Annotated in this window: 21 protein-coding genes; 15 read left to right on the top strand and 6 right to left on the bottom strand. The window is 63.0% G+C overall.

The window, feature by feature from the left end; all coding sequences use genetic code 11:
- The first annotated feature begins 189 nt into the window (after positions 1–189).
- Positions 190–1,527, top strand: a complete 1,338-nt coding sequence (gene gdhA / locus LDN75_RS19925) for an NADP-specific glutamate dehydrogenase (protein ID WP_223934418.1) — start codon at positions 190–192, stop codon at positions 1,525–1,527.
- 79 nt (positions 1,528–1,606) lie between these two features.
- On the opposite strand, the gene LDN75_RS19920 is transcribed toward gdhA, so the two are convergent.
- Positions 1,607–2,938, bottom strand: coding sequence for an alpha-hydroxy acid oxidase (locus LDN75_RS19920; RefSeq protein ID WP_275959793.1), 1,332 nt, complete (start codon positions 2,936–2,938; stop codon positions 1,607–1,609).
- Positions 2,939–3,028: 90 nt separating this feature from the next.
- Here LDN75_RS19920 and LDN75_RS19915 point away from each other — a divergent pair, with 90 nt between their 5' ends.
- A complete protein-coding gene (locus LDN75_RS19915) occupies positions 3,029–3,727 on the top strand; it encodes an FCD domain-containing protein (RefSeq protein WP_223934417.1) in 699 nt (232 codons plus the stop codon).
- A gap of 41 nt (positions 3,728–3,768) precedes the next feature.
- Here LDN75_RS19915 and LDN75_RS19910 read toward each other — a convergent pair whose 3' ends face one another.
- Entirely contained in the window at positions 3,769–4,800 is a 1,032-nt protein-coding gene (locus LDN75_RS19910; protein ID WP_223934416.1) for a LacI family DNA-binding transcriptional regulator, read from the bottom strand.
- A gap of 179 nt (positions 4,801–4,979) precedes the next feature.
- On the opposite strand from LDN75_RS19910, the gene LDN75_RS19905 reads away from it, so the two are divergent.
- Genes LDN75_RS19905 through LDN75_RS19885 form a run of 5 tightly spaced genes read left to right on the top strand, consistent with a single transcriptional unit; the run spans position 4,980 to position 10,895 of the window.
- Positions 4,980–6,401, top strand: coding sequence for a Gfo/Idh/MocA family oxidoreductase (locus tag LDN75_RS19905; protein ID WP_223934415.1), 1,422 nt, complete (start codon positions 4,980–4,982; stop codon positions 6,399–6,401).
- Between the two features lie 28 nt (positions 6,402–6,429).
- A complete protein-coding gene (locus tag LDN75_RS19900; RefSeq protein WP_223934414.1) occupies positions 6,430–7,428 on the top strand; it encodes an NAD(P)-dependent oxidoreductase in 999 nt (332 codons plus the stop codon).
- Complete coding sequence (locus LDN75_RS19895; protein WP_223934413.1) at positions 7,425–8,330, top strand: 5-dehydro-4-deoxyglucarate dehydratase; 906 nt, start codon at positions 7,425–7,427, stop codon at positions 8,328–8,330. Before LDN75_RS19900 ends, LDN75_RS19895 begins: the two co-directional genes overlap by 4 nt.
- Positions 8,330–9,463 (top strand): mandelate racemase/muconate lactonizing enzyme family protein, encoded by a 1,134-nt coding sequence (locus LDN75_RS19890; RefSeq protein ID WP_223934412.1) that lies wholly within the window; start codon positions 8,330–8,332, stop codon positions 9,461–9,463. Before LDN75_RS19895 ends, LDN75_RS19890 begins: the two co-directional genes overlap by 1 nt.
- The gene (locus LDN75_RS19885) at positions 9,444–10,895 is read left to right on the top strand and encodes an aldehyde dehydrogenase (NADP(+)) (protein WP_223934411.1); all 1,452 of its coding nucleotides are present in this window, start codon (positions 9,444–9,446) and stop codon (positions 10,893–10,895) included. The genes LDN75_RS19890 and LDN75_RS19885 overlap by 20 nt, the downstream gene beginning before the upstream one ends.
- A gap of 89 nt (positions 10,896–10,984) precedes the next feature.
- Here the strand turns inward: LDN75_RS19885 and LDN75_RS19880 are convergent, their stop codons facing one another.
- From LDN75_RS19880 to LDN75_RS19870, 3 genes are read right to left on the bottom strand one after another with little or no spacing between them, the layout of a single operon-like run.
- Positions 10,985–12,097: a M24 family metallopeptidase gene (locus LDN75_RS19880; RefSeq protein WP_223934410.1), complete on the bottom strand. Its 1,113-nt coding sequence runs from the start codon at positions 12,095–12,097 to the stop codon at positions 10,985–10,987.
- Entirely contained in the window at positions 12,094–14,166 is a 2,073-nt protein-coding gene (locus LDN75_RS19875) for a DUF6807 family protein (protein WP_223934409.1), read from the bottom strand. Before LDN75_RS19875 ends, LDN75_RS19880 begins: the two co-directional genes overlap by 4 nt.
- Positions 14,163–15,149, bottom strand: coding sequence for an acetylxylan esterase (locus LDN75_RS19870; protein WP_223934408.1), 987 nt, complete (start codon positions 15,147–15,149; stop codon positions 14,163–14,165). The genes LDN75_RS19875 and LDN75_RS19870 overlap by 4 nt, the downstream gene beginning before the upstream one ends.
- A gap of 373 nt (positions 15,150–15,522) precedes the next feature.
- Between LDN75_RS19870 and LDN75_RS19865 the strand changes: the two genes are divergently transcribed.
- From LDN75_RS19865 to LDN75_RS19855, 3 genes are all read left to right on the top strand, one after another.
- Entirely contained in the window at positions 15,523–16,467 is a 945-nt protein-coding gene (locus LDN75_RS19865; protein WP_223934407.1) for a sugar ABC transporter permease, read from the top strand.
- Positions 16,460–17,392: a carbohydrate ABC transporter permease gene (locus LDN75_RS19860; RefSeq protein WP_223934406.1), complete on the top strand. Its 933-nt coding sequence runs from the start codon at positions 16,460–16,462 to the stop codon at positions 17,390–17,392. Before LDN75_RS19865 ends, LDN75_RS19860 begins: the two co-directional genes overlap by 8 nt.
- A 154-nt stretch (positions 17,393–17,546) precedes the next feature.
- On the top strand, positions 17,547–18,923 hold the full coding sequence (locus LDN75_RS19855; protein WP_223934405.1) for an extracellular solute-binding protein: 1,377 nt from the start codon (positions 17,547–17,549) through the stop codon (positions 18,921–18,923).
- Positions 18,924–19,065: 142 nt separating this feature from the next.
- On the opposite strand, the gene LDN75_RS19850 is transcribed toward LDN75_RS19855, so the two are convergent.
- Complete coding sequence (locus tag LDN75_RS19850; protein ID WP_223934404.1) at positions 19,066–21,117, bottom strand: beta-galactosidase; 2,052 nt, start codon at positions 21,115–21,117, stop codon at positions 19,066–19,068.
- A gap of 197 nt (positions 21,118–21,314) precedes the next feature.
- On the opposite strand from LDN75_RS19850, the gene LDN75_RS19845 reads away from it, so the two are divergent.
- From LDN75_RS19845 to LDN75_RS19825, 5 genes are all read left to right on the top strand, one after another.
- Positions 21,315–22,598, top strand: a complete 1,284-nt coding sequence (locus tag LDN75_RS19845; RefSeq protein ID WP_223934403.1) for an ABC transporter substrate-binding protein — start codon at positions 21,315–21,317, stop codon at positions 22,596–22,598.
- 13 nt (positions 22,599–22,611) lie between these two features.
- Positions 22,612–23,565 carry a sugar ABC transporter permease gene (locus LDN75_RS19840; protein ID WP_223934402.1) on the top strand — a complete coding sequence of 318 codons (954 nt, stop codon included), beginning with the start codon at positions 22,612–22,614 and terminating at the stop codon, positions 23,563–23,565.
- Complete coding sequence (locus LDN75_RS19835; protein WP_223934401.1) at positions 23,562–24,488, top strand: carbohydrate ABC transporter permease; 927 nt, start codon at positions 23,562–23,564, stop codon at positions 24,486–24,488. Before LDN75_RS19840 ends, LDN75_RS19835 begins: the two co-directional genes overlap by 4 nt.
- A gap of 39 nt (positions 24,489–24,527) precedes the next feature.
- Positions 24,528–25,187 (top strand): Poxvirus protein I5, encoded by a 660-nt coding sequence (locus tag LDN75_RS19830; protein ID WP_223937645.1) that lies wholly within the window; start codon positions 24,528–24,530, stop codon positions 25,185–25,187.
- 128 nt (positions 25,188–25,315) lie between these two features.
- On the top strand, positions 25,316–26,554 hold the full coding sequence (locus tag LDN75_RS19825) for an MFS transporter (protein ID WP_223937644.1): 1,239 nt from the start codon (positions 25,316–25,318) through the stop codon (positions 26,552–26,554).
- Positions 26,555–26,802: the final 248 nt, after the last annotated feature.

The raw sequence follows: 26,802 nt of genomic DNA, 5'->3' as shown, positions 1-26,802 counted from the left end.
ATCTTCGACACCTTGTGAGGTGTTGTTAGGGTCAAGTTTCCCTGCGTTTCCGGGGTTTTTCTACGGTTGTGTTAACTCCGCCCAAGGGTCACATTTTCACCGGATGGAGATCCTACGTCCAATGATGCAACCATGAGCGGGACTGGATCGTCTCGCCGCGGGTCGGCGCATGGATGGATTGGAAGACGCATGGATTCGAGGCTCGAAGCTGTCCGGAACACCGTACTGGCGCGGAATCCCGGTGAGAAGGAGTTCCACCAGGCTGTCACCGAGGTCTTCGAAAGCCTGGGGCCTGTTCACGATCGGCATCCCGAATTCCTTGAGGGAGCCGTGCTGGAGCGCCTATGCGAGCCGGAGCGTCAGATCATCTTCCGCGTGCCGTGGACGGATGACTCGGGCCGCGTGCACGTCAACCGTGGATTCCGCGTGGAATTCAACTCCGCCTTGGGCCCGTACAAAGGCGGACTGCGGTTCCATCCGTCGGTCTACCTGGGCATCGTGAAGTTCCTCGGTTTTGAGCAGATCTTCAAGAACGCCCTCACCGGCATGCCGATCGGGGGCGGCAAAGGCGGCTCCGACTTCGATCCCCGTGGACGTTCGGATGCCGAGATCATGCGGTTCTGCCAGTCGTTCATGACTGAGTTGTATCGCCACATCGGCGAGTACACGGACGTCCCAGCAGGCGATATTGGCGTTGGAGGCCGCGAAATCGGCTACCTCTTTGGCCAGTACAAGCGCATCACCAACCGCTACGAATCCGGGGTCCTCACCGGCAAGGGTATTTCCTGGGGCGGCTCGTTGGTCCGGCCGGAGGCTACCGGCTACGGCACCGTGATCTTCGCCCAGGAGATGCTCAAGACCCGTGGTTCTTCCTTTGATGGCCAGCGCGTTGTGGTGTCCGGTTCGGGAAACGTGGCCATCAATGCGATTGCCAAGGCACAATCCCTCGGTGCAACCGTGGTGGCCTGTTCCGATTCCGCCGGTTACGTCGTGGATGAGGCGGGAATCGACGTCGCGCTTCTCAGCCAGATCAAGGAAGTGGAGCGCGGGCGCCTCACGGAATACGCCGCGCGCCGTTCCGGAACCAGCCACGTTGCCGGCGGTTCCGTGTGGGATGTCAACGGTACCGTGGCGCTGCCATGCGCCACGCAGAACGAGCTCGACGGCGATGCTGCCGCCAAGTTGGTCAGCAACGGCCTGATTGCTGTGGCTGAAGGCGCCAACATGCCCTCCACGCGCTCAGCCGTTTCGGTGTTCCAGGAGGCCGGCATACTCTTCGGGCCGGGCAAAGCAGCCAATGCTGGAGGCGTTGCGACGTCCGCGCTGGAAATGCAGCAGAACGCCAGCCGGGATTCGTGGTCGTTCGAGCACACGGAACAGCGCCTCACTGAAATCATGGTGGGCATCCACGATCGCTGCGCAGCTACAGCCGATGAATACGGCTCGCCTGGAAACTACGTGGTTGGCGCCAACATCGGCGGCTTCGTCAAGGTTGCCGACGCGATGCTGGCCCAGGGCCTGATCTAACCCCCTTACCCAACTAATACGCAGCTAAGCGCGTTTTGAGCCCTCAAAACGCGCTTAGCTGCGACCCGCATGGGTGCCTTTAGCGCTGCAGAAGCCGCACGTGGTCCGGGTTCAGTTCCGAGATCTTTGTGACGCCCAGCAGTGCCATTGTCCGGGTCATGTCCTTCTCCAGGATCTGGATGGTACGGTCCACGCCTTCGCGTCCGCCGGCCATGAGTCCGTAGAGGTATGCGCGGCCGATCAAGGCGAAGTCGGCGCCCAAGGCCAGGCCTGCCACGATATCCGCGCCGCTCATGATGCCCGTATCCAACATGATCGCGGCCTTGCTGTTGTCCGCCTTCAGGGCGGCCGAAACTTCAGGCAGCAAATGGAACGGGATAGGCGCCCGATCCAACTGGCGGCCGCCGTGGTTGGACAGGACGATGCCATCGGCGCCGTGGTCCACCACCTTGCGGGCGTCCTCCACGGTCTGGATGCCCTTGACCACGAGCTTGCCCTTCCAGGTTTCGCGCAGCCAGTCGAGGTCCTCGTAGGTCAACGTGGGGTCGAACATCGAGTTGATCAGGTCCGCCACTGTTCCCGTATACCGCGAGAGCGAGGCGAAGGTCAGCGGCTCATGCGTCAGGAAGTTGAACCACCATGCCGGGCGGTACGACGCGTCAAGGACTGTCTTCAGGGTCAATGCCGGCGGGATGGTCATGCCGTTGCGGACATCGCGCAGGCGGGCGCCGGCAACCGCGGTGTCCACGGTGACCATGAGGGTATCGTTGCCTGCTTTGGCGGCGCGCTCAATCAGCTCCAGCGAGCGGTCACGGTCCGTCCACAAATACAGCTGGAACCAGTTCCGGCCATTCGGAGCGGCAGCCGCGACATCTTCGATCGAGGCCGTGCCCATCGTGGACAGCGTGTAGGGGATACCCGCTGCTTCCGCGGCCTGCGAGCCTGCGTATTCGCCTTCGGACTGCATCATGCGCGTGAATCCGGTGGGTGCGATCCCGAAGGGGAGGCGCGATTCCTTACCCAGGATGTCGGTGCGGAGGTCGATCCTGGAAACGTTGCGAAGGATCCCGGGTCGGAACTCAATGTCCTGGAACGCCTGACGGGCCCTGCGCAGCGTGATCTCGGCTTCAGCGGCGCCGTCGGTGTAGTCGAAGGGGGCCTGCGGAGTGCGGCGCTTGGCGATGTCGCGCAGCTCCCAGATGGTGCTGGCGCGCTTCAGTCGGGCGGCCTTGCTGAATTCGGGCTTCTTGAACTGCATGAGCGGCGCCAGGTCCGACACTTTGGGGATGCGCCGCTTCAGTGCGGGAGGACGCACGACGGCGGGCGTCGGCTGGGGTGGGCGGCTTACGTTTTGGTCGCTGCCGGCATTGGCCGGGGCGGCTGTGAGCTTCGGATCGAGGGTGTCGGTCATGCGGTTCTCCCTTGAATTCTGTGGTCCTACCACTGTGGTCTAACCACACTGTAAGCCATGTGGTTGGACCACATCAACTAGTATTCCGTTATGCGTACCCACGAACTAGTCCTGCAGTGGATAGAAGAGCAGCTATCCGATGGCCACCTCGCCCTCGGAGGACGCCTCCCGGGCGAGCGGGCCCTGGCGGAGCAACTGCAGGTTTCGCGGACCTCCGTGCGTGAGGCCGTGAGGATTCTCGAGGCAATGGGTGTTGTCCGTGCGGGCGTTGGTTCGGGAAAGGACGCAGGGACCGTAGTGATTGCTGAGCCCGGCTCAGCGTTGGGCTCCACGCTCCGCCTCCACGTGGCAACGCGCCACCTTCCAGTGGCCGACATCGTGGAGACCCGCGTGCTGCTCGAATCATGGGCAGCGGCGCGGGCCAAGGTTGGCGCCCCGGCCCTCGATGAGGCTGCTGCCCTGCTCGAGCAAATGGACCATAGTCCGGACATCGAAACGTTCCTGGCGCTCGACGCCCGGTTCCACGTCGCCCTGGCACAGGCTGCCGGGAATACCGTGGTCAGCGCCATGATGGCGTCACTGCGTGGGGCAATCGAAAACTACGCCGGGAAGCTCACTGGAAACCTTCCCGACTGGAATGCCACTTCAGGCAGGCTTCGAGCGGAACACCGCGCGATTCTTGCGGCTGTGAACGCGAACGACGGCGGCCGGGCGGCGGAGCTTGTGGCCGCCCACATCGAAGGCTTCTACAAAGAGGCCGGACTGGGGTCGGAACACGCGCCGAGATGACAATTAATGCCAATGTTCCTCGGGAACATTGGCATTAAATGTCACCTCGCGGGGTTGAGTGCCGGGGCTGCAGTGCTCTTGCGGATTTCCATCCGCGGGGAAAATTCATCCTGGGCCTGCGTGGTCGACTCGCCTGCTTGCTGGATCTGCTCCCGCATCCTGCGCCACGCCAGGCTCCCGAGCTCGTTGATGGGCACGGCGGCGGTGGTCAGTGGGGGAGTTGTGTACTTGGCGAACGGGATATCGTCGAAGCCCGTCACCGAGATGTCCTGCGGTACCCGCACTCCACGCTCGTGCAGGCCGCTCAGCAAGCCCATGGCGACGAGATCGTTAAAGGCCAGGATGCCCGTGGCCCCACTGGCGATGATGGCCTCTGTTGATTCATGGCCGGAATCGAAGTTGGATCCGCCGTGGAGCATCTGGAGCTCGATCTCCGGGTGTTCCTTCCGGAATTGCTCCAGGCCAACCAGCCGCTGGCGGTTGGATGCGCTGTGCTCCGGGCCGGAGAGGAAGGCAAGGCGTCGGTGACCCAAGGTCACGAGGTGCTGTGCCAGTTCCTGGATGCCTTGGCCGTAGTCGACGCTGAGGCTTGGAGTGTTGGTGGCCACCGTGGTGCGGTTGATCAGTACCAAGGGGTGCAGGGTAGGTGCCAGTTCTTCAAGTTCGGCATCGCTCATGCGGGGTGCACAGAGCACTACTCCATCACAGCGGCGACGGGCTTCTCCGGCAAGGATTGCTTCCTCGCTGGTTACCTCGGAGGAGTCCGCGATCAGAACGCGGTAGCCGTCCTGGGCTGCTGCAATGCTGAGCCCGCGCAGGATGGCCTGGAAGGTGGGGTTGGCCAGATCCGGGACAACAATGCCGATGGTGTCGGTCTTCCCCAAGGCCAGGCTTCGTCCGACGGGGTTGGGCTGGTATTTGAGTTCGGTTGCTGCGGCCCGGACGCGGGCGGCGATGCCGGGATCCACGGCGGCGTTACCGTTCATGACGCGGGACACTGTGGCGTGCGAGACGCCGGCCATCTCCGCGACGTCGGCGATGCCAACGCGCCGATTGGTGTTCCTCCGTGCCATGTTGCCCCTTCCGGTTGGCTGTCCGCGTGCTGCCCCTGCGTTGGGGCAATGGTTGACGGAACCGCCAGAGTCTTGATACAAAGCTTATAACGCTCTGAGAAAACGCTTTCTCATGATTCTTCCCAGATCACGCCGGGCCGTCAAGCGGTTCACTTCTGCCTTTTGAAAGGGGCATTCCCATGGTCAACGTCGACACCGCCGAGACCCATTCATCCGCGGCCGAGACTTCCGCCTCGGCCGACGCAGGCACTGTCCGTCATAGGACCCGTATTGCCCTTATCGGCACCGGTGGCCGCTCCGACATGTACATTCGCGCGATCTATGGGCAGCACGCAGACGTGGCTGACCTCGTCGCGCTCTCAGACGTGAACCAAGGCCGCGTGGAGTTTTACCAGGAACTCATCAAGGAATTGGGCGGCGCCGGGCCAGTGGCATCCTTCGAGCCGGCAAAGCTAACGGAGTTTATCCAGGCCAACGGCATCGAGCGCGTCATTGTCACAACGCCCGACTACACCCACGCGGACTACATCGTCGAAGCGCTCGAGGCGGGTGCCGACGTCGTGGTTGAAAAGCCGTTGACGATCGATGTTGAGGGCTGCCGCCGCATCACCGCCGCCGTGGCAGAAACCCGTCGGAACGTCGTCGTCACGTTCAACTACCGTTACTCGCCCCGTAACACCGCGCTCAAGGAGATCATCCAGAACGGCGTGATCGGCAAGGTCACGTCCATCGATTTCAGCTGGGTGCTGGACACTGTGCACGGCGCGGACTACTTCCGCCGCTGGCACCGTGAGAAGAAGAACTCCGGCGGCCTGCTCATCCACAAAGCCTCCCACCACTTCGACCTCGTCAACTGGTGGATCAACGATGTCCCCGAGCGCGTATTCGCCTCCGGGGGGCTTCGCTTCTATGGCGACAAGAACGCTGCCGAGCGCGGACTGGGTGCCCGCCCGGAGCGCGGCACCGTTGATGGCCTGACGCCGGATCCGTTCCGCCTGGACATGCGGGAAGACGAACGCCTGAAGGCCTTGTACTACGACAACGAAAAGTTCGACGGCTACCTCCGCGACCAGGACGTCTTCACGGAAGGCATCACCATCGAGGACAACCTGGCCCTCGTGGTGGACTACCAGGGCGGCCCCACGCTGAGCTACTCGCTGAATGCCCACAGCCCGTGGGAGGGCTACCGGGTCAGCGTCAATGGTACGGAGGGCCGGGCCGAACTCGAAGTGGTTGAGCGCGCGGCGGTCCACTTCAGCACCGACAAGAAGACCGTGGTGGACCCCAGCGCGACGCCGATCGAGGAAGACGACGCCGTTCGACGCAACGGTGAGCGCCTCATTGTCCAGCGCCATTGGGAAGCGGCCTATGAAGTCCCGATCGTCAATGGCGAGGGAGGACACGGAGGCGGCGACAACCTGCTGCTCTCGGACCTCTTCAACGGACCGGGCGTAGACCCCCTGGGCCGCCCGTCGGGGTACATCGATGGCCTCCGTTCCGTCTCAGTCGGCATCGCCGGCAACCAGTCCCTGGACACCGGGCTCCCAACCCGCATCAGCGAACTTGGCCTTGGCGTCGACCTTAGCCGCGGCCAGGCTTGACGGCCCACCACCACACAAGGACAACACCATGAGCAGGATTTTCGTCACCGGCGGTTCCGGCCGGCTCGGCCGCAGCGTGGTGGCAGGCCTCACGCAGGCCGGCCACGAGGTGGTCTCGGTTGACCGCGACGCCATCCCGGCGGAGCAGTTGCCGTCCGGCGCCGTGCAGTACGCGGCGGACCTTTTGGCCCCGGGAGAAGCGGAGCGGCTGCTCCGGGAAACAAACCCCGACGCCGTCATCCACCTCGCCGCCATCGCCGTACCTTTCAGCGCGCCAGAGGACGTCATTTTCAGTACCAATACCCGGCTCGCCTACGCGGTCATCAGTGCTGCGACTGACGCCGGTATCCCGAAGATTATTACGGCAAGCAGCCCCACCGCCCTGGGCTATGGCTCACCGGCCGGTTGGTTGCCGCCGTCGTTCCCCTTGGACGAGCAGACGCCGCCCAAGCCGTGGAACGCCTACGCGTTGTCCAAGCTGATCGCCGAGCAAACCGTGCAAATGTTCGCTGCGGCGCAGGGGGATAAGATCCGCTACGCAGCGTTCCGGCCGTGCTACGTCATATCCCCCGAGGAGTGGCAGGGCGCGCCCACGCAGCAGGGGCACACCGTTCGCCAGCGGTTGGAGGACCCCTCCCTGTCGGCGCCGGCCCTGTTCAACTACGTCGATGCCAGGGACGTGGCCGACTTCCTGGACGTGCTGCTGGACAAGATGGACGCCATCCCCAATGGCCAGGTCTTCTTTGTGGGAGCGAAGGATGCCCTGGCCACTTCCCCGCTCGCTGAACTGTTCCCGCGTTTTCTGCCCGGCAGCGCCCCGCTCACCCGGCACCTGACCGGTACCAGCCCCGCGTTCTCCATCGGGAAAGCGCGTGAGCTTCTTGGCTGGGAGCCCAAGCGCAGCTGGCGTACCGAACTTTCGCCGCCCTTCGAAGGCGAAGATTCAGCAGCATCAGACCAAGCACTACTCAACGACGAGAATCACGCCGGCTTGGTTCCGGCGGGAGCAACCAAGGAGACACCATGAACTTCGACGGCGTACTGTTTTTCCCCGTCACCCCCTTTGCCGAAGACGGCTCGGTGGATGTAGCCCTTCTGAAGGAGCACATCACCTCGCGCCTTCCTTACGGCCCCGGCGGAGTGTTCCCGGCGTGCGGCACTGGTGAATTCCATGCGCTGTCCATCGATGAGGTCCGCACCGTGGTGACTGCCGCCGTCGAAGCTGTTGCCGGAGCTGTTCCGGTAGTGGCAGGCGCTGGTGGCCCGCTGGGGCACGCACTTGCTGCCGCCAAGGTTGCCGAGGAGGCCGGAGCCGACGCCTTGCTGGTTCTCCCGCCGTACCTCGTCACTGGGCCCACAGACGGCGTGGTTGCGTACGTCGAAGCCATTGCCGCAGCCAGTAGCCTGCCCGTGATCGTCTATCACCGTGGCACGGCTAAGTTCACCGCCGCGGCCATGACCCGCCTTACGGCCAATCCCAAGGTAATCGGCTTCAAAGACGGGATCGGGGACGTCGGCCTGGCGCAGGAAATCGTATCGGCCATCAACGCCAGCGGCCGCACTGACTTCGCACTCTTCAACGGGCTCCTCACGGCGGAGCTGACACAGGGCGCCTACCGCGGCCTCGGCATCCCGCTCTACTCCTCGGCGGCATTTGCCATGGCTCCCGAGATCGCCAAAGCCTATTACGACGCCTACGTCTCAGGTGACGAGGAACGGCGCAACGCCCTGCTTGAGGGCTTCTACGGCCCACTCGTGCGTCTTCGCGACCAGACGCCCGGCTTTGGCGTCTCGCTGATCAAGGCAGGCCTTCGCCTGGCAGGGCTCCCGGTTGGCTCCGTGCGACCGCCGCTGGTGGACCCCACTGAGGAACAGCTGCTGGAGCTGAAGGCGATCCTGGCCAAGGGCCACGAGCTGGCCGGCAGTTGATGGCTGCCCGCATCACGGGCCTCACAACCCGCCTGATCACGGTTCCGCTGCTGCGCGGCTGGGGTGCTGAAGCCCCCGAGAACCACGTGATCGTCACCGAACTGACCACTGACGACGGCGGCGTGGGCCACGGTTTCTCGTGGACACCCACAATTGGTCCCCAGGCTGTGAAGGCCCTCCTGGATCACGACATCGCACCATTCATCCTCGGTCTGGAGGCCAATCCGGAGCTGGTCTGGGACCAGCTGTGGAAACGGCTGCACGAAGCCGGGGGGGGAGGCCTGACCACCATCGCCATGGCCGGCGTCGACCTCGCCCTGTGGGATCTCAAAGCGCGGCAGGCGAGTACATCCGTCACCGGGCTCCTGGGTCAACGCCAGGAATCAGTGGAGGTCTATGGCTCGGGCGTGAACCTGCACTACTCCTTGGAGCAACTCGTGGAGCAGGCACAGCGCTGGGTGGCCGCTGGTCATAGGGCTGTGAAGATCAAGGTGGGAAAGCCTGAGCTACGGGAGGATGCCGAACGTGTTGCAGCCGTCCGGCAAGTCATCGGGCCGGACCGGCTGCTCATGATTGATGCCAACCAACGCTGGGACCTGGCGCACACTTTCCGCGCCTTGGATGTTTTGGGGGAGTACGGTCTGGAATGGCTCGAAGAACCAATCCGTGCTGATGACCTCTGGGCTTATCGGCGCCTCCGTAAACAGTCCCCGGTGCCCATCGCGCTGGGCGAGAACGTCCACACCATCTACCGTTTCCGTGACTTCATCGAAGCCGAAGCCGTGGACATCATCCAACCCAACATTGTCCGGGTGGGCGGCATTACGCCGTTCCGCAGGATCGTCGAGTTGGCCCGTGCGCACAGCATCAGGGTGGCGCCCCACCTGCTTCCGGAGCTCTCGGGGCAGTTGGCGCTCACCCTGGCTGAAGCCGTGAGCGTGGAAGACGTTGAAGATGCTTCCTTCGAGCAGCTCGGCATCCTCGCAGAGCCCTCTCCCATACAGATCCGCAACAGCAGGCTCAGCTCCGCGGGCCGTGCCGGCCTTGGCTTCAACTTTGCCGCGAAGCTGACCGCAAGTGAGAGCTCCGCCCCCGAGAGTAAAGGAAACCACATTGAGTACAGCAACTCTTGACCTAACCGCGGTTACAGCCGCTGCCGCCGCAGCGTTCAAGGTAACGGCAGCAGCGTCCGACGCCGAGCGCGCAGCCTGGCTGACCGCCGTCGCCGACGCCTTGGACGCCAACGTGACGGAACTGGTGACCATAGCCGACTCCGAGACCAGCCTTGGCACGGTTCGGCTCACCGGCGAGGTGGCAAGGACCAGCGGCCAATTGCGGTTGTTCGCGAAAGTCATCACCGAGGGCTCATACCTTGAGGCCGTCATCGATCACGCGGATCCTGCTGCCACCCCGCCCAAGCCTGACTTGCGCCGCATCCTGCGTCCGATTGGCCCGGTGGCCGTGTTCTCGGCGTCGAACTTTCCGTTCGCGTTCTCGGTGGCCGGTGGCGACACGGCGTCGGCGCTGGCTGTCGGTTGCCCAGTGATTGTCAAAGCCCATTCCGGCCACCTCCGCTTGTCCGAGCGCACCGCTGAGATTGTCGGCGAAGCCCTGGCCAAGGCCGGAGCGCCGGAAGGGATCTTCGCCCTGGTCAGCGGCCGCGAGGCCGGGACCGCATTGGTGCAGGATCCCGCCATCAAGGCCGTGGGCTTCACCGGCTCCATCCCTGGTGGACGCGCGCTGTTCGACCTCGCGACGTCCCGCCCGGACCCGATCCCCTTCTACGGCGAACTCGGCAGCCTGAACCCGGTGGTCATCACCGATGCCGCCCTGGCTGACCGCGGCGAGGAACTTGCTGCTGGCCTTGCTGGTTCCTTCACCCAAGGAGCAGGACAGTTCTGCACCAAGCCGGGGCTCGTCTTCATCCCCGCTGGAACCGACTTCGCTGCCCAGGTGGCTGAGGCGAGCAAGGACAAACCGACGGCAGCCATGCTTACTGAGCGCATTGCGGAGGCCTACCCGTACGGCCTGCGCAGCGTTGCAGAGCAGCCGGGTGTCGCGGTGGTGAGTGGCACAGTGGATCAGGACAGCCTGGCCGATGGTGCCGCCCCCGTGGTGTTCTCTACGAGCGCCGCCAACGTGCTGGAGCGTCCGGATGAGCTGCTGGAAGAGTGCTTCGGCCCCACCACTCTCCTCATTGAGTACGCCAACGACGACGAACTGTCGCAGGCCCTCGCCAAGGTTCCGGGCAGCCTCACCGGCACCGTACACGCGCAGCCGGGCGAGGACGTTTCGGCACTCGTGCAGCAGCTGAGTGAGCTTGCTGGCCGCCTCCTGTTCGATGGTTGGCCTACCGGCGTCGCAGTGAACTGGTCCCAGCAGCACGGTGGACCGTACCCTGCCACAACATCGCTGTTCACCTCAGTGGGCGCCACCGCGGTCCGCCGCTTCCAGCGTCCGGTCGCCTACCAGGACGCCCCGGAAAGCATCCTGCACCCGGCCCTGCGCGAGGCGAACCCGTTGGGCATCCCGCGTCGCGTGGACGGCGTGCTGACGCTCAGCTAGCGGGGTAGGCACACACGAAAGGGCGGTTCACCGTGATGGTGAGCCGCCCTTCGCGTTTGTTATTGCGTTGTGAGGCCCGCTTTGGGGGCTTACGGCCGCAGCGTGATTGGACGACGACGGCCGTCCACTTCCGTTGTCGGCCAGCGGTCGTCCACGGTCAGCACGCGGAGCCCGGAGTCTGTGAGCAGCACCGTGTCTTCGATCTTCACACCAGGACCCGAGGGGTTCCACGTGAACGGCTGGTCGAGGACGATTCTGTCCGTCACGTCCGCAGACACCCGGGGATCACGTCCCGCATAGCCCGCGGGCCCGCCTTGGTGGTGAAGCGTCCATTGCGCGGACCCAAATCCGTGGCGCACATACGCAGCCTGGATCTCGGCGAAGACCTCATTGAGCTTGGCACCCGGCACGGTGGCTCGAAAGATGTCCGCTTCAACTGCCGCGATGCGGGCCTCGGCGTCGAGCTCCTGTGCCGTTCCCGCGTCGAATGCTACCCATCGGGTCACGTTTGCCACCAAGCCATGACGGCGTGCGCAAACCACCACCATGGCCCTGCGGCCGATGGGGGCGTGCGTTGCCAGCGGGTGGCGGAAGCCGCTCCGGGCAGCACCGCTGCATAGCAGGACCAGCGGCTCGGCGCCGACCGCGACGATCCTCGCAGCCAGGTTTGAGACCAGCTCAAATTCCGTTGTCCCGGGCGTAGCTGCCATGAGGACGTCCGTCATCGCGGTTGCTGCGTCGCGGGACAGTTGGGTGTAGCGGGCTGTTTCCGCAGGTAGGAGTTGTTGCCGCGCTGCCCGCAGTTCCCCTGCGACGGCGGCTTCCATCAGCGGGCTTCCATCTGCGGCCAGGCCAGCCGCAGAGGCATGCAATTGGCCATGCCACGGAATACTGTGCAGGTTCACGCCCTCCGGCAGTTCCTCTGCCGCGATCCGCCCGGCTTCATTATTGAACGTCACCAGGTGATCACTTTTTCGATCCACCAGAAGGGCGGCGATGGGGTCGCCTGCCAGGCTGATGTGGACTCGACTGCCATCCAAGTACCAGGTGAGCGCCGTGTTGCTGGTGAGCAGAAGCGAGTCGCGGCCCGAACGGTCCAGAATGTCCATAAGCCGGCGGCGCTTCACGGCACGGTCGGCGGCGTTGCCGGGTGCCAGCGACGTGGTGCCGGATGTTGGTGCGGATTGAGTCGGAGCGGTCATGCTGGGTCCCCCTGGGTTGAAATGAGCTGTTCAATGTCTTCAGTGGCAAGGAAGCCGTCAGCCATGAGCACCTTGACCGTGCGATGTACAGGGCGTCCGGGTTCTACCGCCACTGGCGATTCCCATGCCAAGGACAGCCCCACACCCGGATAGCCCGAGTGGCGAACGAACCAGGGGTCCGGTGCTTGGGGGGACGCAAGGAATACGAGCGTGGCCGGGTGGCCCAGGCCCGGACCGCCCGCAGCAAGACTGCCGCCCGTTCCGGCGTCGAAAGTTCCTGACCAAGCCAACCAAGGCGCGACGCTGCCATGGACGGCATCTTCACCACGCAAATCAGGGGTCCAGATGGTCGCATCGCTGACCTTCGGCAGCCGCCAGAAGAAACCACCGTAACCGCCTTGCGGCCTTCCGTTGGAGCCGGGGCTGCCCAGCAGCACGGGACGTCCGGTAGCGGATTCGAGCCCGAAGTCCAGCGTTAACTGCCAGACGGAATTCCCGACGGCGGCCCAACGCCACCCGCGCTGTTCGCGGAGGAGGGGCTTGCCGTCGGGGCCTATCCAGTTCAGCCGTTCGTGCCTTGCCCCTTCAACGTCCTCGGCGGATTCGAGGACGATGCGGCCGTGGTCCTTGCGCCAGACGTAGGCTCCGGCGTCGCGGGTGTAGGTTCGGCCACCCCAGAAGTTGATACCGTCGACGTCCTGGATAGCGACTCCTGCGCCAAGGTGCCACACGTGGTCTTCCGGGATGTGATCGGTCACTACGGTGCCGGCAAGAGTGCGGACGGGATGGAGGTAGGGGCGGGGCGAAGATGTTGACCGGATGCCCGAGCCATCCTGCATGGTGGCAACGGCTGTGCCATTGACTTTCAGCTCTGGCTTGGCTGCTCCGGCAGCATCCCCCGACCTTTCAGCCCACGGAGTCCCGAGTTCCGAGAACGTGGCTTGGCCCAAGGTTGCCCGGCGGATCCACGATTCGATGCCATGCACCACGGCGTGGGCGTCGTCGCCTTCACCCAGCCATGTCACATGGTCCGGATGAATGAGACGGGGTGCGTCCGCGGTTCGGACCGCTTCCAGCACGGACACGTAGGCGCCGGATCCACTGAGTGGGCTGAGCAGATCCTGTTCCGTTCGTGCTGCAAGGAGGTTCTCCAACAGGTCCGTCCGCCCAAACGCCTCGTTCCGGGTTCCGCCAGGAGTGGTGATCTCCAATCTGTCTTCTGTGTATGAGAGCGTGACGTGCCCCAGTGTGCCGTAGATGGTGACTTTGGGCGCCGATTGCAAGGGTGCGCACAACGTCAGGGCACACGTCAGCACTGTGCCCGCCGCGGTGCGGATCCTGATCACGGAGGTGTCATCGCTTTCAGTGTCATTGGCCCGGTAAAGGTCGGTTTCCACCAATTCGACGTCCGCAAGGGTCCTGGCACCAGCGAGTCGCAGCCCAGTAGCCACGGCATGTGCCAATGCGTTGGTCGCTACGCCGTCCACCACATCCGTGCCATTCAGGCTTCGCTTGCCAGCCCAGCGGGACCGCTTGAAGTAGCCCTTGGTCCGGAGCCATTGGCCGGAGGCGCTGATGCCGCGGACCTCGCCGATTTCGCCCGATGCCACAATTCTTTCCACGGCTGGAAGGGCGTGCGAACCAAGGCTCTGGAAACCGACTTGCACCAGCCGCCCGGCGCTCTCTGCCGCTGCCAGCACGCTTTCGTATTGCGCCTGGGAAGCCACGGGAGGCTTTTCGAGGTAAACGTTGGCGCCAGCGCCCAAGGCGGTGAGGGCGAGCGGGGCGTGTGTCTGGATAGGAGTAGAGATGATGACGACGTCGGGGGCGATTCCCGCAGCCAGAAGCGCATCCAGGGAAGTGTGGACGCCAACCTCGGGCGGCAACTGGCCCTGGGCGGGTGGCCGTGGATCTGCAACAGCTACCAGCTTGAGCATTCCTGCGGACCCAAGGCGATCAAGGTTTTCGAGGTGTCGTTCGCCGAAGCCGTGCACGCCCACGAGCGCTACCCTGGGCAATTGGTTGTGGCTGGCCACCCTGGTGCGGGCGGTGGTTGAGGGCAGAGTCATTGTGCTGTCCTAGCGGGATCAGTTGCGGGGGAACGATGGCGTTTGTTGGCCTGGAGGCTGGAGGCGAGGAAAGCTGCCGCCTCCTCCTGCATGGCGGGGGAGAAAACATGGGGTTCGGACCAAAAGCTGCCTGTGTACCGCCCTGCCCGCATCCGCTGCGAGAGGTGGGCATCGGCGTCGCGCATTCCTGCCTCAGGAAACAGTGCGTCGGCAAGGGCGTACTGGACCAGGACCGCCCCGGCAGTGGAACGCACCACAAGATCCGGCCAATCCCCGAGCTTCGACAGGCCGGGGGAGTGGAGCAGCCAGGAATGTGCATCGAGGTAGGTGGGAAGCAAGGAGGCGAAGGTGGTCATCATGCACGTGACCACGTAACTCCGGACCAGGGGACTCAGGGCAGCGAGCACAACGGCCCGGCCGCCTCCGCCTGAAAATCCCGTGCATCCGAGGCGTTCCGCATCCACTCCCGGGAGGGACGCCAAAATACCAAGAGCGGAGAGGTCATCATGCGCGACCGTCCCGGCGATGCTGGTGCCCAGGAGCGTTGCGGCTTTGGCCACGGTTTCTTCATGGCTGGCCGCAGCTGTGTTGTACAGATCAGCCTGGGAAGGCTCGACGCCGGCCTCCCGCCACAGTGCCTGCCTACCGTTGACGGCGTCGGCGGTCCGCCAAGGCGGGGTTTCGAGACCGAAGCGGCGGCTTCCCCACACGAACGCATCGTGTGCCAGGACGGCGAAACCCTGCTGGGCAAACCACGTAGCCACAGGCCGCCCGCCGTAGAGCCTTTCCCGCAACCCAGCCGGTACGGGACCAAAGCCGGCCGCCATGGTGGCACCGCCGTCGTTCTCTTCGTCTTTTGCAAGCTGCTGGGCACCCGGAGAGGCTGCCGCAAAGCGATGCCGGACGGCAAAGGCCGGCCAGTCTTCATAGCGGCCAAGAGCGCTGGGGCGGGCGGGCGTCCCTGCCATGTCAGCAGTGGTCATGGCAGTCGCAGTGCTTGGGGAACAATGGTGTCCTGCCTTATCGGTGCGGAAGGTGCGCGAATGCGCACGCCGGGCTTCTTCAGCGTGGGGAAACGGGTATCGGCGGCTTCGCAAGAAAACGCTTTCTCAAAAATTAGCAAAAGGCTGTACATGGGTCAAGAAAACGTTTACTTTGGTACGGAGCCGCTGATCACCAGGATGCACATCCCGGCGGGTCGGAGGGTGCCGCCGGGCGAACGGCGGACTCCTGGAAGGCAAGCATCAAGCACACTCGTACTCCGTGGATGGCCACGATGACCAAAGGAGACCACATGGCCGCATATGAACACACGGGGACGCCGGAAGGCGTTCGCGGTCAGGCAGGGAGGAAGCAATGAGCGCCATTGGCGAACTCTCCACAATGACCCGCCGCAAGGGGCCCATGACCAAGGAGGAGAAGAAAGCGAACGGCCGCGACAACAAGGCCGCGTACGTATTCCTCCTGCCATGGCTGATCGGCCTCGTTGTCATCACCGTGGGTCCGATGCTGATGTCGTTGTACTTGTCCTTCACGGACTACAACCTCCTGCAACCTCCGCAATGGGTGGGAATCGACAACTTCGTCCGCATGTTCGGCGATGCCCGTCTCCACAATTCCTTGCGCGTTACTTTCACATATGTGCTGGTGGGCGTGCCGCTCCAGTTGGCTGTAGCGCTAGTGATCGCGCTCGTCCTGGACAAAGGGCTCCGTGGCCTTCCGTTCTATCGCTCCATCTTCTACTTGCCGTCGCTGTTGGGCGGATCTGTCGCTGTTGCCATTCTTTGGAAGCAGATCTTCGGCACCACCGGCCTTGTGAACCAGGTGTTGGCCATGATCGGCATTCAAGGTCCCGGCTGGATCTCGGATCCAAACACTGCCCTTGGCTCCATCATCCTTCTGCATGTCTGGACGTTTGGCAGCCCCATGATCATCTTCCTGGCGGGCCTGCGCCAGATCCCGAACATGTACTACGAGGCCGCCGAGGTTGATGGCGCCACCACTTTGCAGAAGTTCTGGCGGATCACCCTGCCGATGCTTAGCCCCATCATCTTCTTCAACCTGGTGCTGCAAATCATTGGCTCGTTCCAGTCGTTCACGCAGGCGTTCATCGTCTCCGGCGGCAACGGTGGTCCGTCCGACTCCACCATGTTCTTCACGTTGTACCTGTACCAGAAGGGCTTCGGTCAGTTCGATATGGGCTACGCCTCGGCGATGGCCTGGTTCCTGCTGGTCATCATCGGTGTCTTCACTGCCATCAACTTCATCGCTTCAAAGTATTGGGTGTTCTACGATGACTAAAATCCAGACCCTCCCGGCCGCCACTGAGGCCGAAAGCAGCAAGACCAGCAAAAGCCCGCGGCGCCGCGAATCACCGGGCAACCTGGCCTTCAGCCGCAATGCCCGCATCAAGGGACTTATCAAGCATGCCATCCTGATCCTCGTGGGCGGCATCATGATCTACCCACTGCTGTGGATGGTTGTTTCCTCCCTGCGGCCCAACGACCTCATCTTCCGTGAACCCGGCCTTTGGCTGAACAACCTGGAAATGAGCAACTACACCGATGGTTGGTCTGCGCTGACCCACCCCTTCGGGCATTACATGATCAACTCTGCAATCGTCGTACTCGGCTCGATCGTCGGAAACCTGATCTCCTGCTCCATGGCTGCCTATGCCTTCGCCCGGCTCCAATTCAGTGGCAAGAAGCTGTTCTTCGGCATCATGCTGCTAACCATCATGCTGCCGTTCCATGTTGTGATCGTGCCGCAGTACATCCTGTTTTCACAGATCGGTTGGGTGAACACCTTCTGGCCGCTCATCGTCCCGAAGCTCCTGGCCACGGACGCGTTCTTTGTGTTCCTCATGGTCCAGTTCATCCGCGGTATTCCCAAGGAACTCGATGAAGCCGCCCGCATTGACGGCGCCGGGCACCCCAGGATCTTCCTGCGGGTCATCCTGCCCCTCATGGTTCCCGCTCTCGCCACCACTACCATCTTCACTTTCATCTGGACGTGGAATGACTTCTTCGGCGCCCTCATCTACTTGACGGACCCGGACATGTTCACTGTCCCCGTAGCGCTCCGCGCTTTCGTTGACTCGCAGTCCGCCACGAGTTGGGGATCACTCTTCGCGATGTCCATTGTGTCCTTGTTCCCTGTGTTCCTTGTCTTCCTGTTCGGCCAGCGGTTCCTCATTAAGGGCATCGCAACTACCGGCATCAAGTAGGACCTCGGCGTACTCAAGAGAAGTCCAGGGCTTTCGCCCGACAAGTAATACAAGCAGAGATCTTGTCATACAAGATTGTGACTTGTAGCATAAAATCCATGCGAGAAAACGCTTTCTCACTTCGCATCAAGATCAAAGAGGATCGGAGACAACAGTGCCGGTATTTCCAAAGGGTGAAGCAGTCGCCCCCGAAGATGCTTCCAAAGCCCGGGCATCGGAACCCAAGGCCAAGCGGTCCAAGCGGCGGCTGCGCGCCTCGGCCATTATCGCTGCCACAGCTGCTGCCGTTCTGGCGCTTAGCGCTTGCGGCGATGGCGCAGAACAAAAGAGTGCCGACGGCAAAGTGGAGCTCCGCTTTTCCTGGTGGGGTGGCGACAAGCGTGCGCAATTGACGCAGGCAGCCATTGCAGCTTTTGAAGCCGAGAACCCCAACATTAAGATCAAGGCCGAGTACGGCGATTGGAGCGGCTACTGGGACAAGCTGGCCACTCAAGTTGCTGCCAACGACGCTCCAGACATCATCCAGATGGACGAAAAGTACATCACAGAGTACTCCACCCGTGGAGCCCTCCTGGACCTGTCCAAGTACAAGATCGATACGTCCAAACTGGACGAAGCCGCGCTGAATGCCGGCAAGGGGTCCAAGGGGCTCACTGGTATTGCGGCAGGCATCAACGCTGCCACCATCCTGGCCAACCCGGCGGTCTTCAAAGCCGCGGGCGTCCCACTCCCCGACGACAAGACCTGGACATGGGAAGACTTCGAGCGCATCGCGGCTGAAGTCACCAGCAAGTCGCCCAAGGGAACTTATGGGGCTGCCGCATACGGCACGGATGAGGCCTCCCTTGGCGTGTGGCTGCGCCAGAACGGCAAGTCTCTCTACACCCAGGACGGCAAGCTTGGCTTCGAACCTTCAGACATCGCAGGCTACTGGGACTTCCTGAAGGAAATGAGCGAGCAGAAAGCCGTTCCGACAGCGTCCGAGATCGTCGAGGCCGAAGCTGCGCCACTGGATCAGAGTGGCTTGGCAACCGGCAAGAACGGCATGGCCTTCTGGTGGTCCAACCAGCTGCCGGCGCTCGAGAAAGCCGCGGGCGGTGAACTGCAGATCCTCCGTTTCCCGTCCAGGACGGGCAAGGCTGCTGACACGCAGCTCTGGTACAAGGCTTCCCAGTTCTGGTCTGCTTCGTCCAGGACCAAGCACCCTGAAGAGACCGCCAAGTTCATCGACTTCCTAGCGAACAATGTCAAGGCGGGCGAAATCCTGCTGGCTGACCGCGGCGTTTACCCCAACTCGGACGTCCGCGAGGCAATCGCTCCCAAGCTGGCGGCGGCGGACACCAAGGTGGTCAACTTCATCAGCGAGATCCAGCCCGAGCTCGGTGAAGCCCCGGCCGCACCGCCTAAGGGTGCAGGTGCCATCCAGGAAATCATCAAGCGCTATTCTTCGGAAGTCCTGTTCAACAGGCTCTCCACGGAAGAAGCGGGCAAGAAGGCCGTGGATGAGATGAAGTCCGCGATCGGAGCCTAGCTTCCGGCAGCCAACTACAAAGAGAACCGCGCTCCGGTCGAATCATTCGTGATCCGACCGGGGCGCGGTTTTTGCGTGTCGCGGACCCAACTGGGTCGCAGTAGAGCGCGTTCTGAGCCGTCAAAACGCGCTCTGCTGCTACTTACTTGGGTTGGTCCTCCGCGATAACTGCCACGGCTCCGGCGGGCACCACGCCACTGAAGCGCACTCCGCCCAGGAGCTCGTCGCCGTCGGCCTTCACCATCAAGTCCTCCCGGCTGTGGTTAATGGCGAAGAGGAAGCTGCGGCCGTCCGCAGATCGCCGCCGGGAGAGCTCGACGCCGGCAGAAGCCTCGGTAACCGCTCTCACCCCAGCTTCCTCCAGCAGCCGGGCAGTGAGTGAGTCGATGCCATCGGCGTCGGGGAGTGTGGCAAGGTACCAGGCAGCCCCCGCCCCGGCGGATCGGCGCGTGAGGGCAGGGACGCCGTCCAACGGGTAGTCCGTAAAGGTTGCCAGAACCTCGGCAGGCCCGCCCTCCGACTCAGCCACGTGAACGTGCTCGCTCCACAAGGAACCAACCGTTCCATCGCTGAGGGTGAGTGTGCTGCCGGGGAAAAGTGGGTGGAATTCCTCGGTCCTGATGCCCAGCAACTCGCGGAAGGCACCTGGATAGCCCCCCAACCGAACGTGGTCGCGCTCGTCCACAATGCCGCTGAAATAGCTGATGAGGACGGTTGCGCCACCCTTTGCGGCGGCAGCGATGGAGGCGGCGTCAGAGTCCGTCACGGCGTAGAGGGTGCACACCAGGATGAGATCGTAGCCGGAGAGGTCGGCGGAGGGGTGGACAAAGTCTGACGTGACCCCGCGAAGGTACAGGGACCGGTGGAAAGCACGCATGGTTTCCAGGTATTTCAGGGACTGCGAAGGATGCGAATCCAGTTCCGAGGCCCACCACGCTTCGTAGTCAAAGACGAGCGCCACCTGCGATTCCACGCGGGAACCTTTCACGGATTCCAGCTTGGATAGGGCATCGCCGAGTTCCACCACATTCCGCCAGACCTGCGTGTCGCGTCCTCCGTGCGGAACCATGGCCGAGTGGAACTTCTCGGACCCGGCCTTGCTCTGGCGCCACTGGAAGAACATGACGGCGTCGGCGCCCCGGGCAACGTGCGCCAGGGAGTTGCGGAGCATTTCCCCGGGCATCTTTGGTTGGTTGTGCGGCTGCCAGTTCACGGCCGACGTGGAGTGCTCCATCAGGATCCACGGTTCGCCGCCCGCCACGCCGCGTGTGAGGTCGGCGCTGAAGGCAAGTTCGATCTCCCGTTCCGGATCTGCCGCCACCAGGTAATGATCGTTCGCGATCACATCCATGTCCTTGGACCAGTCGAAGTAGTCCAAGGTCTTGGTGGCGCTGGAAACCATGAAGTTGGTGGTGGCGGGGATATTCGGTGTGACTTCGCGGATCACTGCCAGCAGGGCGCGGTAGTAATCGATGAACGCCCACGAGTTGAAGCGCGCAAAGTCCAGTTGCTGTCCGGGGTTGAGCGTGGTGGGGGCGGCGCCGGGTGGAACGATTTCCTCGAACGAGGCGTAGTGCTGGGACCAGAACGCGGTTCCCCATGCTTCGTTGAGCACATCGATGGTGCCGTAGCGGCGTTCAAGCCAGGCTCGGAAAGCGGCTGCGTCTTCTTCCCCGTAGAACTCTCCCACATGGCAACCGAGCTCGTTGTCGACATGCCACAGTGCCAGGGCCGGGTGGTCCTTGTACCGTTCGGCCATGACGCGCGTCATGGTGGTGGCGTACCTGCGGTACACCGAGGACGACGGCGTGTAGTGGCGCCGCGAGCCACGTTCCAGCCTGGTTCCTTCCGCCGTTATGGGCAGGATTTCGGGGTATTTTCTCGCCAACCAGGCTGGCGGCGATGCGGTAGCCGTAGCCAACGCCACCTTGATCCCGGCTTGGTGGAGGTTGTCCATGACCTCGTCCAGCCAACCGAAATCGTACTGGCCTTCCACGGGTTCGAGCAGGCCCCAGGAGAAGATGGCGACGCTCAGGAAATTGACCCCGGCCTCCTTCATGAGCTCGATATCTTCACGGCGGACATCCTCCGGCCATTGCTCGGGGTTGTAGTCGCCGCCGTAGGCGATGCCGTGGAGGCTGTTCCAAACGGACGGCCCCTTGGATGGGCCTGCGGAGAGTTCAGGGGAGGACAAAGGGACTCCTAGTCGGGTTCGGCTGTGCGGGGACAGCTCGTGGAGCTTCGTTGCTATCAGGTTAGGCGAGGATCTTGGAAAACGCTTGCCCAGATTCCCGATTGGGGATATTGTATCGATTCAGAACGAGTGTAAGCGAAGTCACTTTCCCTTAAGGGGATCTGAGGCGCTTGCACCAACTGAGCAAGGAGGCTCTCATGATCAACAGAAGAAATTTCCTCACGACGGTGGCTCTCGGTACCGCATCTGCTGCGTTCCTGTCCGCCTGTGGCCAGTCTTCCCCGGCGCAAACAGGCTCCGCACAAAACCCGGTAACCATCAACTACACCTGGTGGGGCAACGATGACCGCGCCGAGCGTACCCGCAAGGCAATTGCCCTCTTCGAGTCCAAGAACCCCGACATCAAGGTCAATGGAAACTTCACGGACTTCGCCGGTTACTGGCAGAAACGCGCCACGGAAGCAGCAGGCGGCGGCTTGCCGGACGTCATGCAGTGGGACCTTTCCTATCTGCGTGATTATGGCCAGCGCAACCAGCTCCTTGACCTGGGCACGGTGAAGATCAACACGGACGCTTTCGACAAATCCCTCCTTCCCTCAGGCCAGATCCGGGGCAAGACCTATGGCATTCCCACCAGCACCAACGCCTTCGCGGTTTACTACGATCCCGCCAAGCTCAAGAGCCTGGGCATCGCCGAGCCGGATGGCTCCTGGAACTACAAGGAGTTCAACGCCTTCCTGGCCGACGTTGGTCAGAAGGGCAACGGCACGCTGTTCGGCGGCACCGACTACACCGGCATCTGGTGGAACTTCAACATCTGGCTGCGACAGAACAACATCAAGGCCTTCACCGATGAGGGCAAGCTTGGATTCTCCAAGGACGATCTGAAGAAGTGGTGGAACCTCACCGCGGACCTGCGCGGTACCGGCGCGATCGTGGGCGAGGACAAGGCCACGCAGTTGCTGCCCAAGTCCCCGTTCGGTTCCAACGTCACCGCCACGGAAGTCACCTGGGATAACTTCATGGCCGGTTACCTTGCGGACAGCGGCGCGAAGGAACTCAAGCTCGTTCCCGTTCCCTCGGATGACCCTGTCAACCTGGGCCTGTTCCTCAAGCCGTCCATGCTCATGGTGGCCAGCGCCAAGACCAAGTACAAGGACGCTGCTGCCCGCTTCATCGACTTCATGGTCAACGATCCCGAGGTCGGCCAGATCTTCAAGACCTCCCGTGGTGTCCCGGCGTCCAAGACCCAGCGCGACGGAACAACCTTTGAAGGGACGGACAAGCTCGTGGTGGACTACGAGAAGTCGATCGAGAAGTACCTCAAGGACGCTCCCGAGCCGCCCATCGTCGGGTTCGGCACGCTTGAGTCAACGTTCAAGCGTGTTACCCAGGACCTGAACTACGGCAAGCTGACCGTGGACGGCGCAGTGGATGCGTGGTTCAAGGAAGCCGAAGACCTTATCAAGCAGAACGCCTGAGCGGATTGATCTCGTGACTCAAAGCCCAACCCTGAGCAGGCGTTCCCAAACGTCCGCTGTCCCGCAGTCGCGCAAGCCGCGGCGGCGGGGAGCGGATACCCGCGCCGGCTACACCTTCCTGTTGCCCTGGCTTCTGGGATTCATCGCCCTGACCGTGGGCCCGATGATTTCCTCGCTGTACCTGTCCTTCACCAATTACAACCTCTTCGATGCCCCCAAATGGATCGGGTTCGATAACTACGCCACCCTCTTCCAGGACGAACGGTTCCTGCAGTCCGTGGGCGTGACCCTCAGCTACGTGGTCTTCGGTACCCCGCTGAAGCTCGCCGCGGCGTTGCTGGTCGCGATGCTGCTGAACAGCAAACGCCGCGGCCAGGGCTTCTACCGGTCCGCGTTCTACGCCCCGTCCCTGATCGGTGCCTCGGTGTCCATCGCGATCGTGTGGAAAGCGATGTTCGGCGATTCCGGCCCCGTGGACCAGGGCCTGTCCTTCTTGGGGATCAACCTCGGCGGCTGGGTGGGCAACCCGAACATGACCATGGGCATGATGATCCTGCTGACCGTCTGGCAGTTCGGCGCCCCAATGGTGATCTTCCTCGCCGGGCTCAAGCAGATCCCGGCCGACCTCTACGAGGCGGCCTCCATGGACGGGGCCGGACCGGTACGGAAGTTCATCAACATCACCTGGCCCATGCTCTCCCCGGTGATCTTCTTCAACCTGCTGATGGAAACCATCCACGCGTTCCAGATCTTCGCCTCGGCCTACATCATCTCCAACGGTGAAGGCGGCCCCGCAGGCTCCACCCTCTTCTACACCCTCTACCTGTACTTGCGCGGTTTCTCCGATTTCCGGATGGGCTACGCTTCGGCCATGGCCTGGCTGCTGGTGATCGTGGTCGGCGTCATCACGCTGATCTTCTTCAAGACCTCCAAGTCCTGGGTCCACTACAGCGGTGATGCAAAGTGACAACCATGGCAACCCCCACCCAGCCCCAACCTACAAAGCCCGCCACGTCGGCCCCGGCCTACAACCCGAAGTCCGAGTCCACCACCGCCAAGCGCATCAAGAGCACCATCTTCCATCTCATTGCCCTGGCGCTGGTGGCGATGGTCCTCTACCCGGCCGTGTGGATGATCTCCGCGTCCTTCAAACCCAACTCCGAAATCGGCGGGGCCAACAACTCGCTCTGGTCAAACAACTTCAGCTTCGATAACTTCGCCACCGCCATGGAAGGAATCGGCGGGGTCTCCACCCTGACGTTCTTCACCAACTCCCTGATCCTGGCCATCGGCGCCGTCGTCGGGACCGTTCTGTCGGCATCCATCTCCGCCTACGCCTTCGCCCGGATCAACTTCCCCGGCCGCGGCCTGTTCTTCGGCATGATGATCGCCACCCTCCTGCTGCCCTTCCACGTGGTGATCATCCCGCAGTACATCGTGTTCCAGCAGCTGGGCCTGGTGGACACCTACGTGCCCCTGCTGATCGGCAAATTCCTCGCCGCGGACGCGTTCTTCGTCTTCCTCATGGTCCAGTTCATGCGTGGCCTGCCGGCCGAACTGGACGAGGCCGCCCGCATCGACGGCGCAGGACACGTCCGGATCTTCGGCTCCATCATGCTCCCGCTGATGAAACCGGCCCTGATCTCCACCTCCATCTTCTCCTTCATCTGGAGCTGGAACGACTTCCTGGGCCCCCTGCTCTACCTGAACACCCCCGAAAAATACCCGCTGCCGCTGGCGCTGCGCCTCTTCGTGGACCAAACCCAATCCTCGGACTACGGCGCCATGATCGCCATGTCCGTCCTCGCCCTCCTCCCAGTACTGGCCTTCTTCCTCATCTTCCAGCGCTACATCGTCGAAGGCGTCTCAACACAAGGCCTCAAGGGCTAACATCCAAACCCGCAAATGGGAACACAGGAAATGAGCGTCATGGACACCACAGGCAAGTCTTCCGCGGCGAAGCCCGGCATTCCGGTCAACCGCTTTGCCCTCTTCGCCGAGACCATCCTGGCGGGAGTAATCGTGCTCCTCTTGTCCGTTCCTTTGGTGACGGCGCCGGCTGCCTACGCGGCCGGCGCCGCCCATCTGGAACGCCACCTCAGCGGCAGGGACGATTCCATCCGAAGCCTTTGGGGCAATTTCCGCCGCGCGCTTCCCGGCAGTTGGAAGATTGGAATCACGACGGCGGTAGCCGCCGTCGTGATTGTCCTGAACCTGCTGCTCGCTCTGGTGGGTCAACTGCCCGGGCGGGCAGTCATACTGCCGGCTACGTTGATTTTGGCCGCCGCCGGCGCTGTCCTGCTGCTGCGGACCGTTTCGAACTGGGGTACCGGTGCGAACTGGAGCGGCGTGAACTGGAGCGGGGAACCCGGAGATCGGCCCGGTGCGGAACGATGGTCCTTGGCCTATGCCAGCGCCAAGGTTGATGCCTTGCGGGATTGGAGCGGATCCCTGCTCCTGCTCGCTGCCTTGTTCATGGCGGTGGTCTTCGTCTGGATGTTGCAGGCGCTCTTCGTGATCGTGCCGGGCACGCTCGTCCTTGCCGCCGCTGCCATCAAGATCAGGGCCGCCAGCCGTGCCCAAAACTGAGAGCAACCTACAACCCGCTGAATTGAGCAGACCACCTCGTGTCACCGCGTCCGTTGCCACCGCGCCGCCCCTCTGACCAGACCTCGAACTCCGCCAGCAAAGAAGCCGCCAAACCAAGGCCTCGCTCTATCGAGACGTGGTACTACCCACTCCGCCACCACAATTACCGCATCTTCGTAGCGCTCACGCTCGCTGGCAGCGGGGGCGTGTGGATGCAGCGCTTGGCCCAGGACTGGCTTGTCCTGCAGCTGACGGGCAGCCCGGCGGCGGTCGGTCTGGCCGTCGCGCTCCAGTTCCTGCCCATGCTGGTGGTCGGACCTATCAGCGGCGTGCTGGTGGACCTCTTCCCGAAGCGCCGTATCCTGCTGGTTTGCCAGTCGGTCGCGGCCGTACTGGCTGCAGGGCTTGCAGTCTGGAACGCGACGGGCGGCCGTGACGTCTGGATTGTCTACGCGAGCTGCATCGCCCTGGGCGTCACGAGCGCCATCGACGGACCTGCGCGTCAGGTTTTCGTCAATGAGGTAGTGGGCGACGCCGGACTACCCGCGGCCATCGGACTGAACAGTGCCATGGGCCAGTTGGGTGCCATGGCTGGCCCCGCCCTGGCCGGCGTTGTCATCGCCCAAGCTGGCCCGGCCGCTGCCTTCGCTGCCAATGCTGTCATTGGCCTTGCGGTGCTGGTGATGATCGTTGCCATCCGGCCTGGCGAGCTCCACCACTCGTCCGAGCTGCCCGGGCCACCAACGGCCCGCAGGGGACAGGTCTTGGCCGGGTTGCATTTTGTTCGCGCCCGTCCGCCGCTCCTGGTCACCATGTTGCTGGCAGGCTTGCTCGGTGCTTTCGGCATGAACGGTCCGGTGGTGCTCGCGGCCTTCGCTGACCGCGTGTGGCACAGCGGTCCTGCCGGCTTTGGCCTCTTCAACACAGTCAGTGCCTTGGGTGCCTTGGCTGGTGCCTTGTTGGCTACCAGGATCAAGCGGTTTGGACGCAAGGGAATCGTGGCAAGCGCCGGGCTGTTTGGACTGACCCAGCTGCTTGCTGCGCTGATGCCCACACAGGAATCCTTCGTGGTGATGCTGGTCCTGGTGGGCTTTATGACGCTCATGTTCCTGACCAGTGCCGCAACCACGGTCCAGCTCGAAGCAGGCGTCAATGTGCGCGGCCGGGTGTTGGCTTTGTACTTTCCGTTGCTTTTGGGAGGGCACGCCCTGGGCGGCCTTCTGGCGGGCTGGCTCACGGAAGGCTTCGGCGTCCGGACCGGTTTGGTGGTCACAGGGGCACTGGGGATGATGTCCGCTGCCGTGATCGGGTTCTTGCTGTGGAAGTACTCACGCCGGCGAAACCGCGGTGAGCTCCCAGCAATCTGAGAGTTGTTGCCCTCTTTTTGAGATCCACCGGCCGCCAAGCACGGACGGCAGCGCCGCGGGAGCCGGGCAGTACCACAAGTCGTCCCAGTTCTGGTCGGCCAGTTCCCGGACAAAGCATCCCGCAGAGGTCCAGAAGTTCATCGACTTCCTCGCCAACAGCGTGGAGGCAGGAGAGATCGCCTTGGAGGACCGTGGCATCCCGGCAACTCTTAGGTGCGGCCTGCCATCACGACCAAATTGACGCCGGC

Source organism: Arthrobacter sp. StoSoilB5, assembly GCF_019977235.1.
Classification (GTDB): domain Bacteria; phylum Actinomycetota; class Actinomycetes; order Actinomycetales; family Micrococcaceae; genus Arthrobacter.
This window is presented reverse-complemented; position numbering and strand designations above follow the sequence as displayed.

Excerpts from the sequence above, each read along its gene's own strand:
- LDN75_RS19895 (WP_223934413.1), top strand. The coding sequence starts at position 7,425 with ATGAACTTCGACGGCGTACTGTTTTTCCCCGTCACCCCCTTTGCCGAA.
- LDN75_RS19870 (WP_223934408.1), bottom strand. The coding sequence starts at position 15,149 with ATGACCACTGCTGACATGGCAGGGACGCCCGCCCGCCCCAGCGCTCTT.
- LDN75_RS19860 (WP_223934406.1), top strand. The coding sequence starts at position 16,460 with ATGACTAAAATCCAGACCCTCCCGGCCGCCACTGAGGCCGAAAGCAGC.
- LDN75_RS19865 (WP_223934407.1), top strand. The coding sequence starts at position 15,523 with ATGAGCGCCATTGGCGAACTCTCCACAATGACCCGCCGCAAGGGGCCC.
- LDN75_RS19915 (WP_223934417.1), top strand. The coding sequence starts at position 3,029 with ATGCGTACCCACGAACTAGTCCTGCAGTGGATAGAAGAGCAGCTATCC.
- LDN75_RS19920 (WP_275959793.1), bottom strand. The coding sequence starts at position 2,938 with ATGACCGACACCCTCGATCCGAAGCTCACAGCCGCCCCGGCCAATGCC.
- LDN75_RS19905 (WP_223934415.1), top strand. The coding sequence starts at position 4,980 with ATGGTCAACGTCGACACCGCCGAGACCCATTCATCCGCGGCCGAGACT.
- LDN75_RS19890 (WP_223934412.1), top strand. The coding sequence starts at position 8,330 with ATGGCTGCCCGCATCACGGGCCTCACAACCCGCCTGATCACGGTTCCG.
- LDN75_RS19845 (WP_223934403.1), top strand. The coding sequence starts at position 21,315 with ATGATCAACAGAAGAAATTTCCTCACGACGGTGGCTCTCGGTACCGCA.
- LDN75_RS19910 (WP_223934416.1), bottom strand. The coding sequence starts at position 4,800 with ATGGCACGGAGGAACACCAATCGGCGCGTTGGCATCGCCGACGTCGCG.
- LDN75_RS19880 (WP_223934410.1), bottom strand. The coding sequence starts at position 12,097 with ATGACCGCTCCGACTCAATCCGCACCAACATCCGGCACCACGTCGCTG.
- LDN75_RS19875 (WP_223934409.1), bottom strand. The coding sequence starts at position 14,166 with ATGACTCTGCCCTCAACCACCGCCCGCACCAGGGTGGCCAGCCACAAC.
- LDN75_RS19830 (WP_223937645.1), top strand. The coding sequence starts at position 24,528 with ATGGACACCACAGGCAAGTCTTCCGCGGCGAAGCCCGGCATTCCGGTC.
- LDN75_RS19900 (WP_223934414.1), top strand. The coding sequence starts at position 6,430 with ATGAGCAGGATTTTCGTCACCGGCGGTTCCGGCCGGCTCGGCCGCAGC.
- gdhA (WP_223934418.1), top strand. The coding sequence starts at position 190 with ATGGATTCGAGGCTCGAAGCTGTCCGGAACACCGTACTGGCGCGGAAT.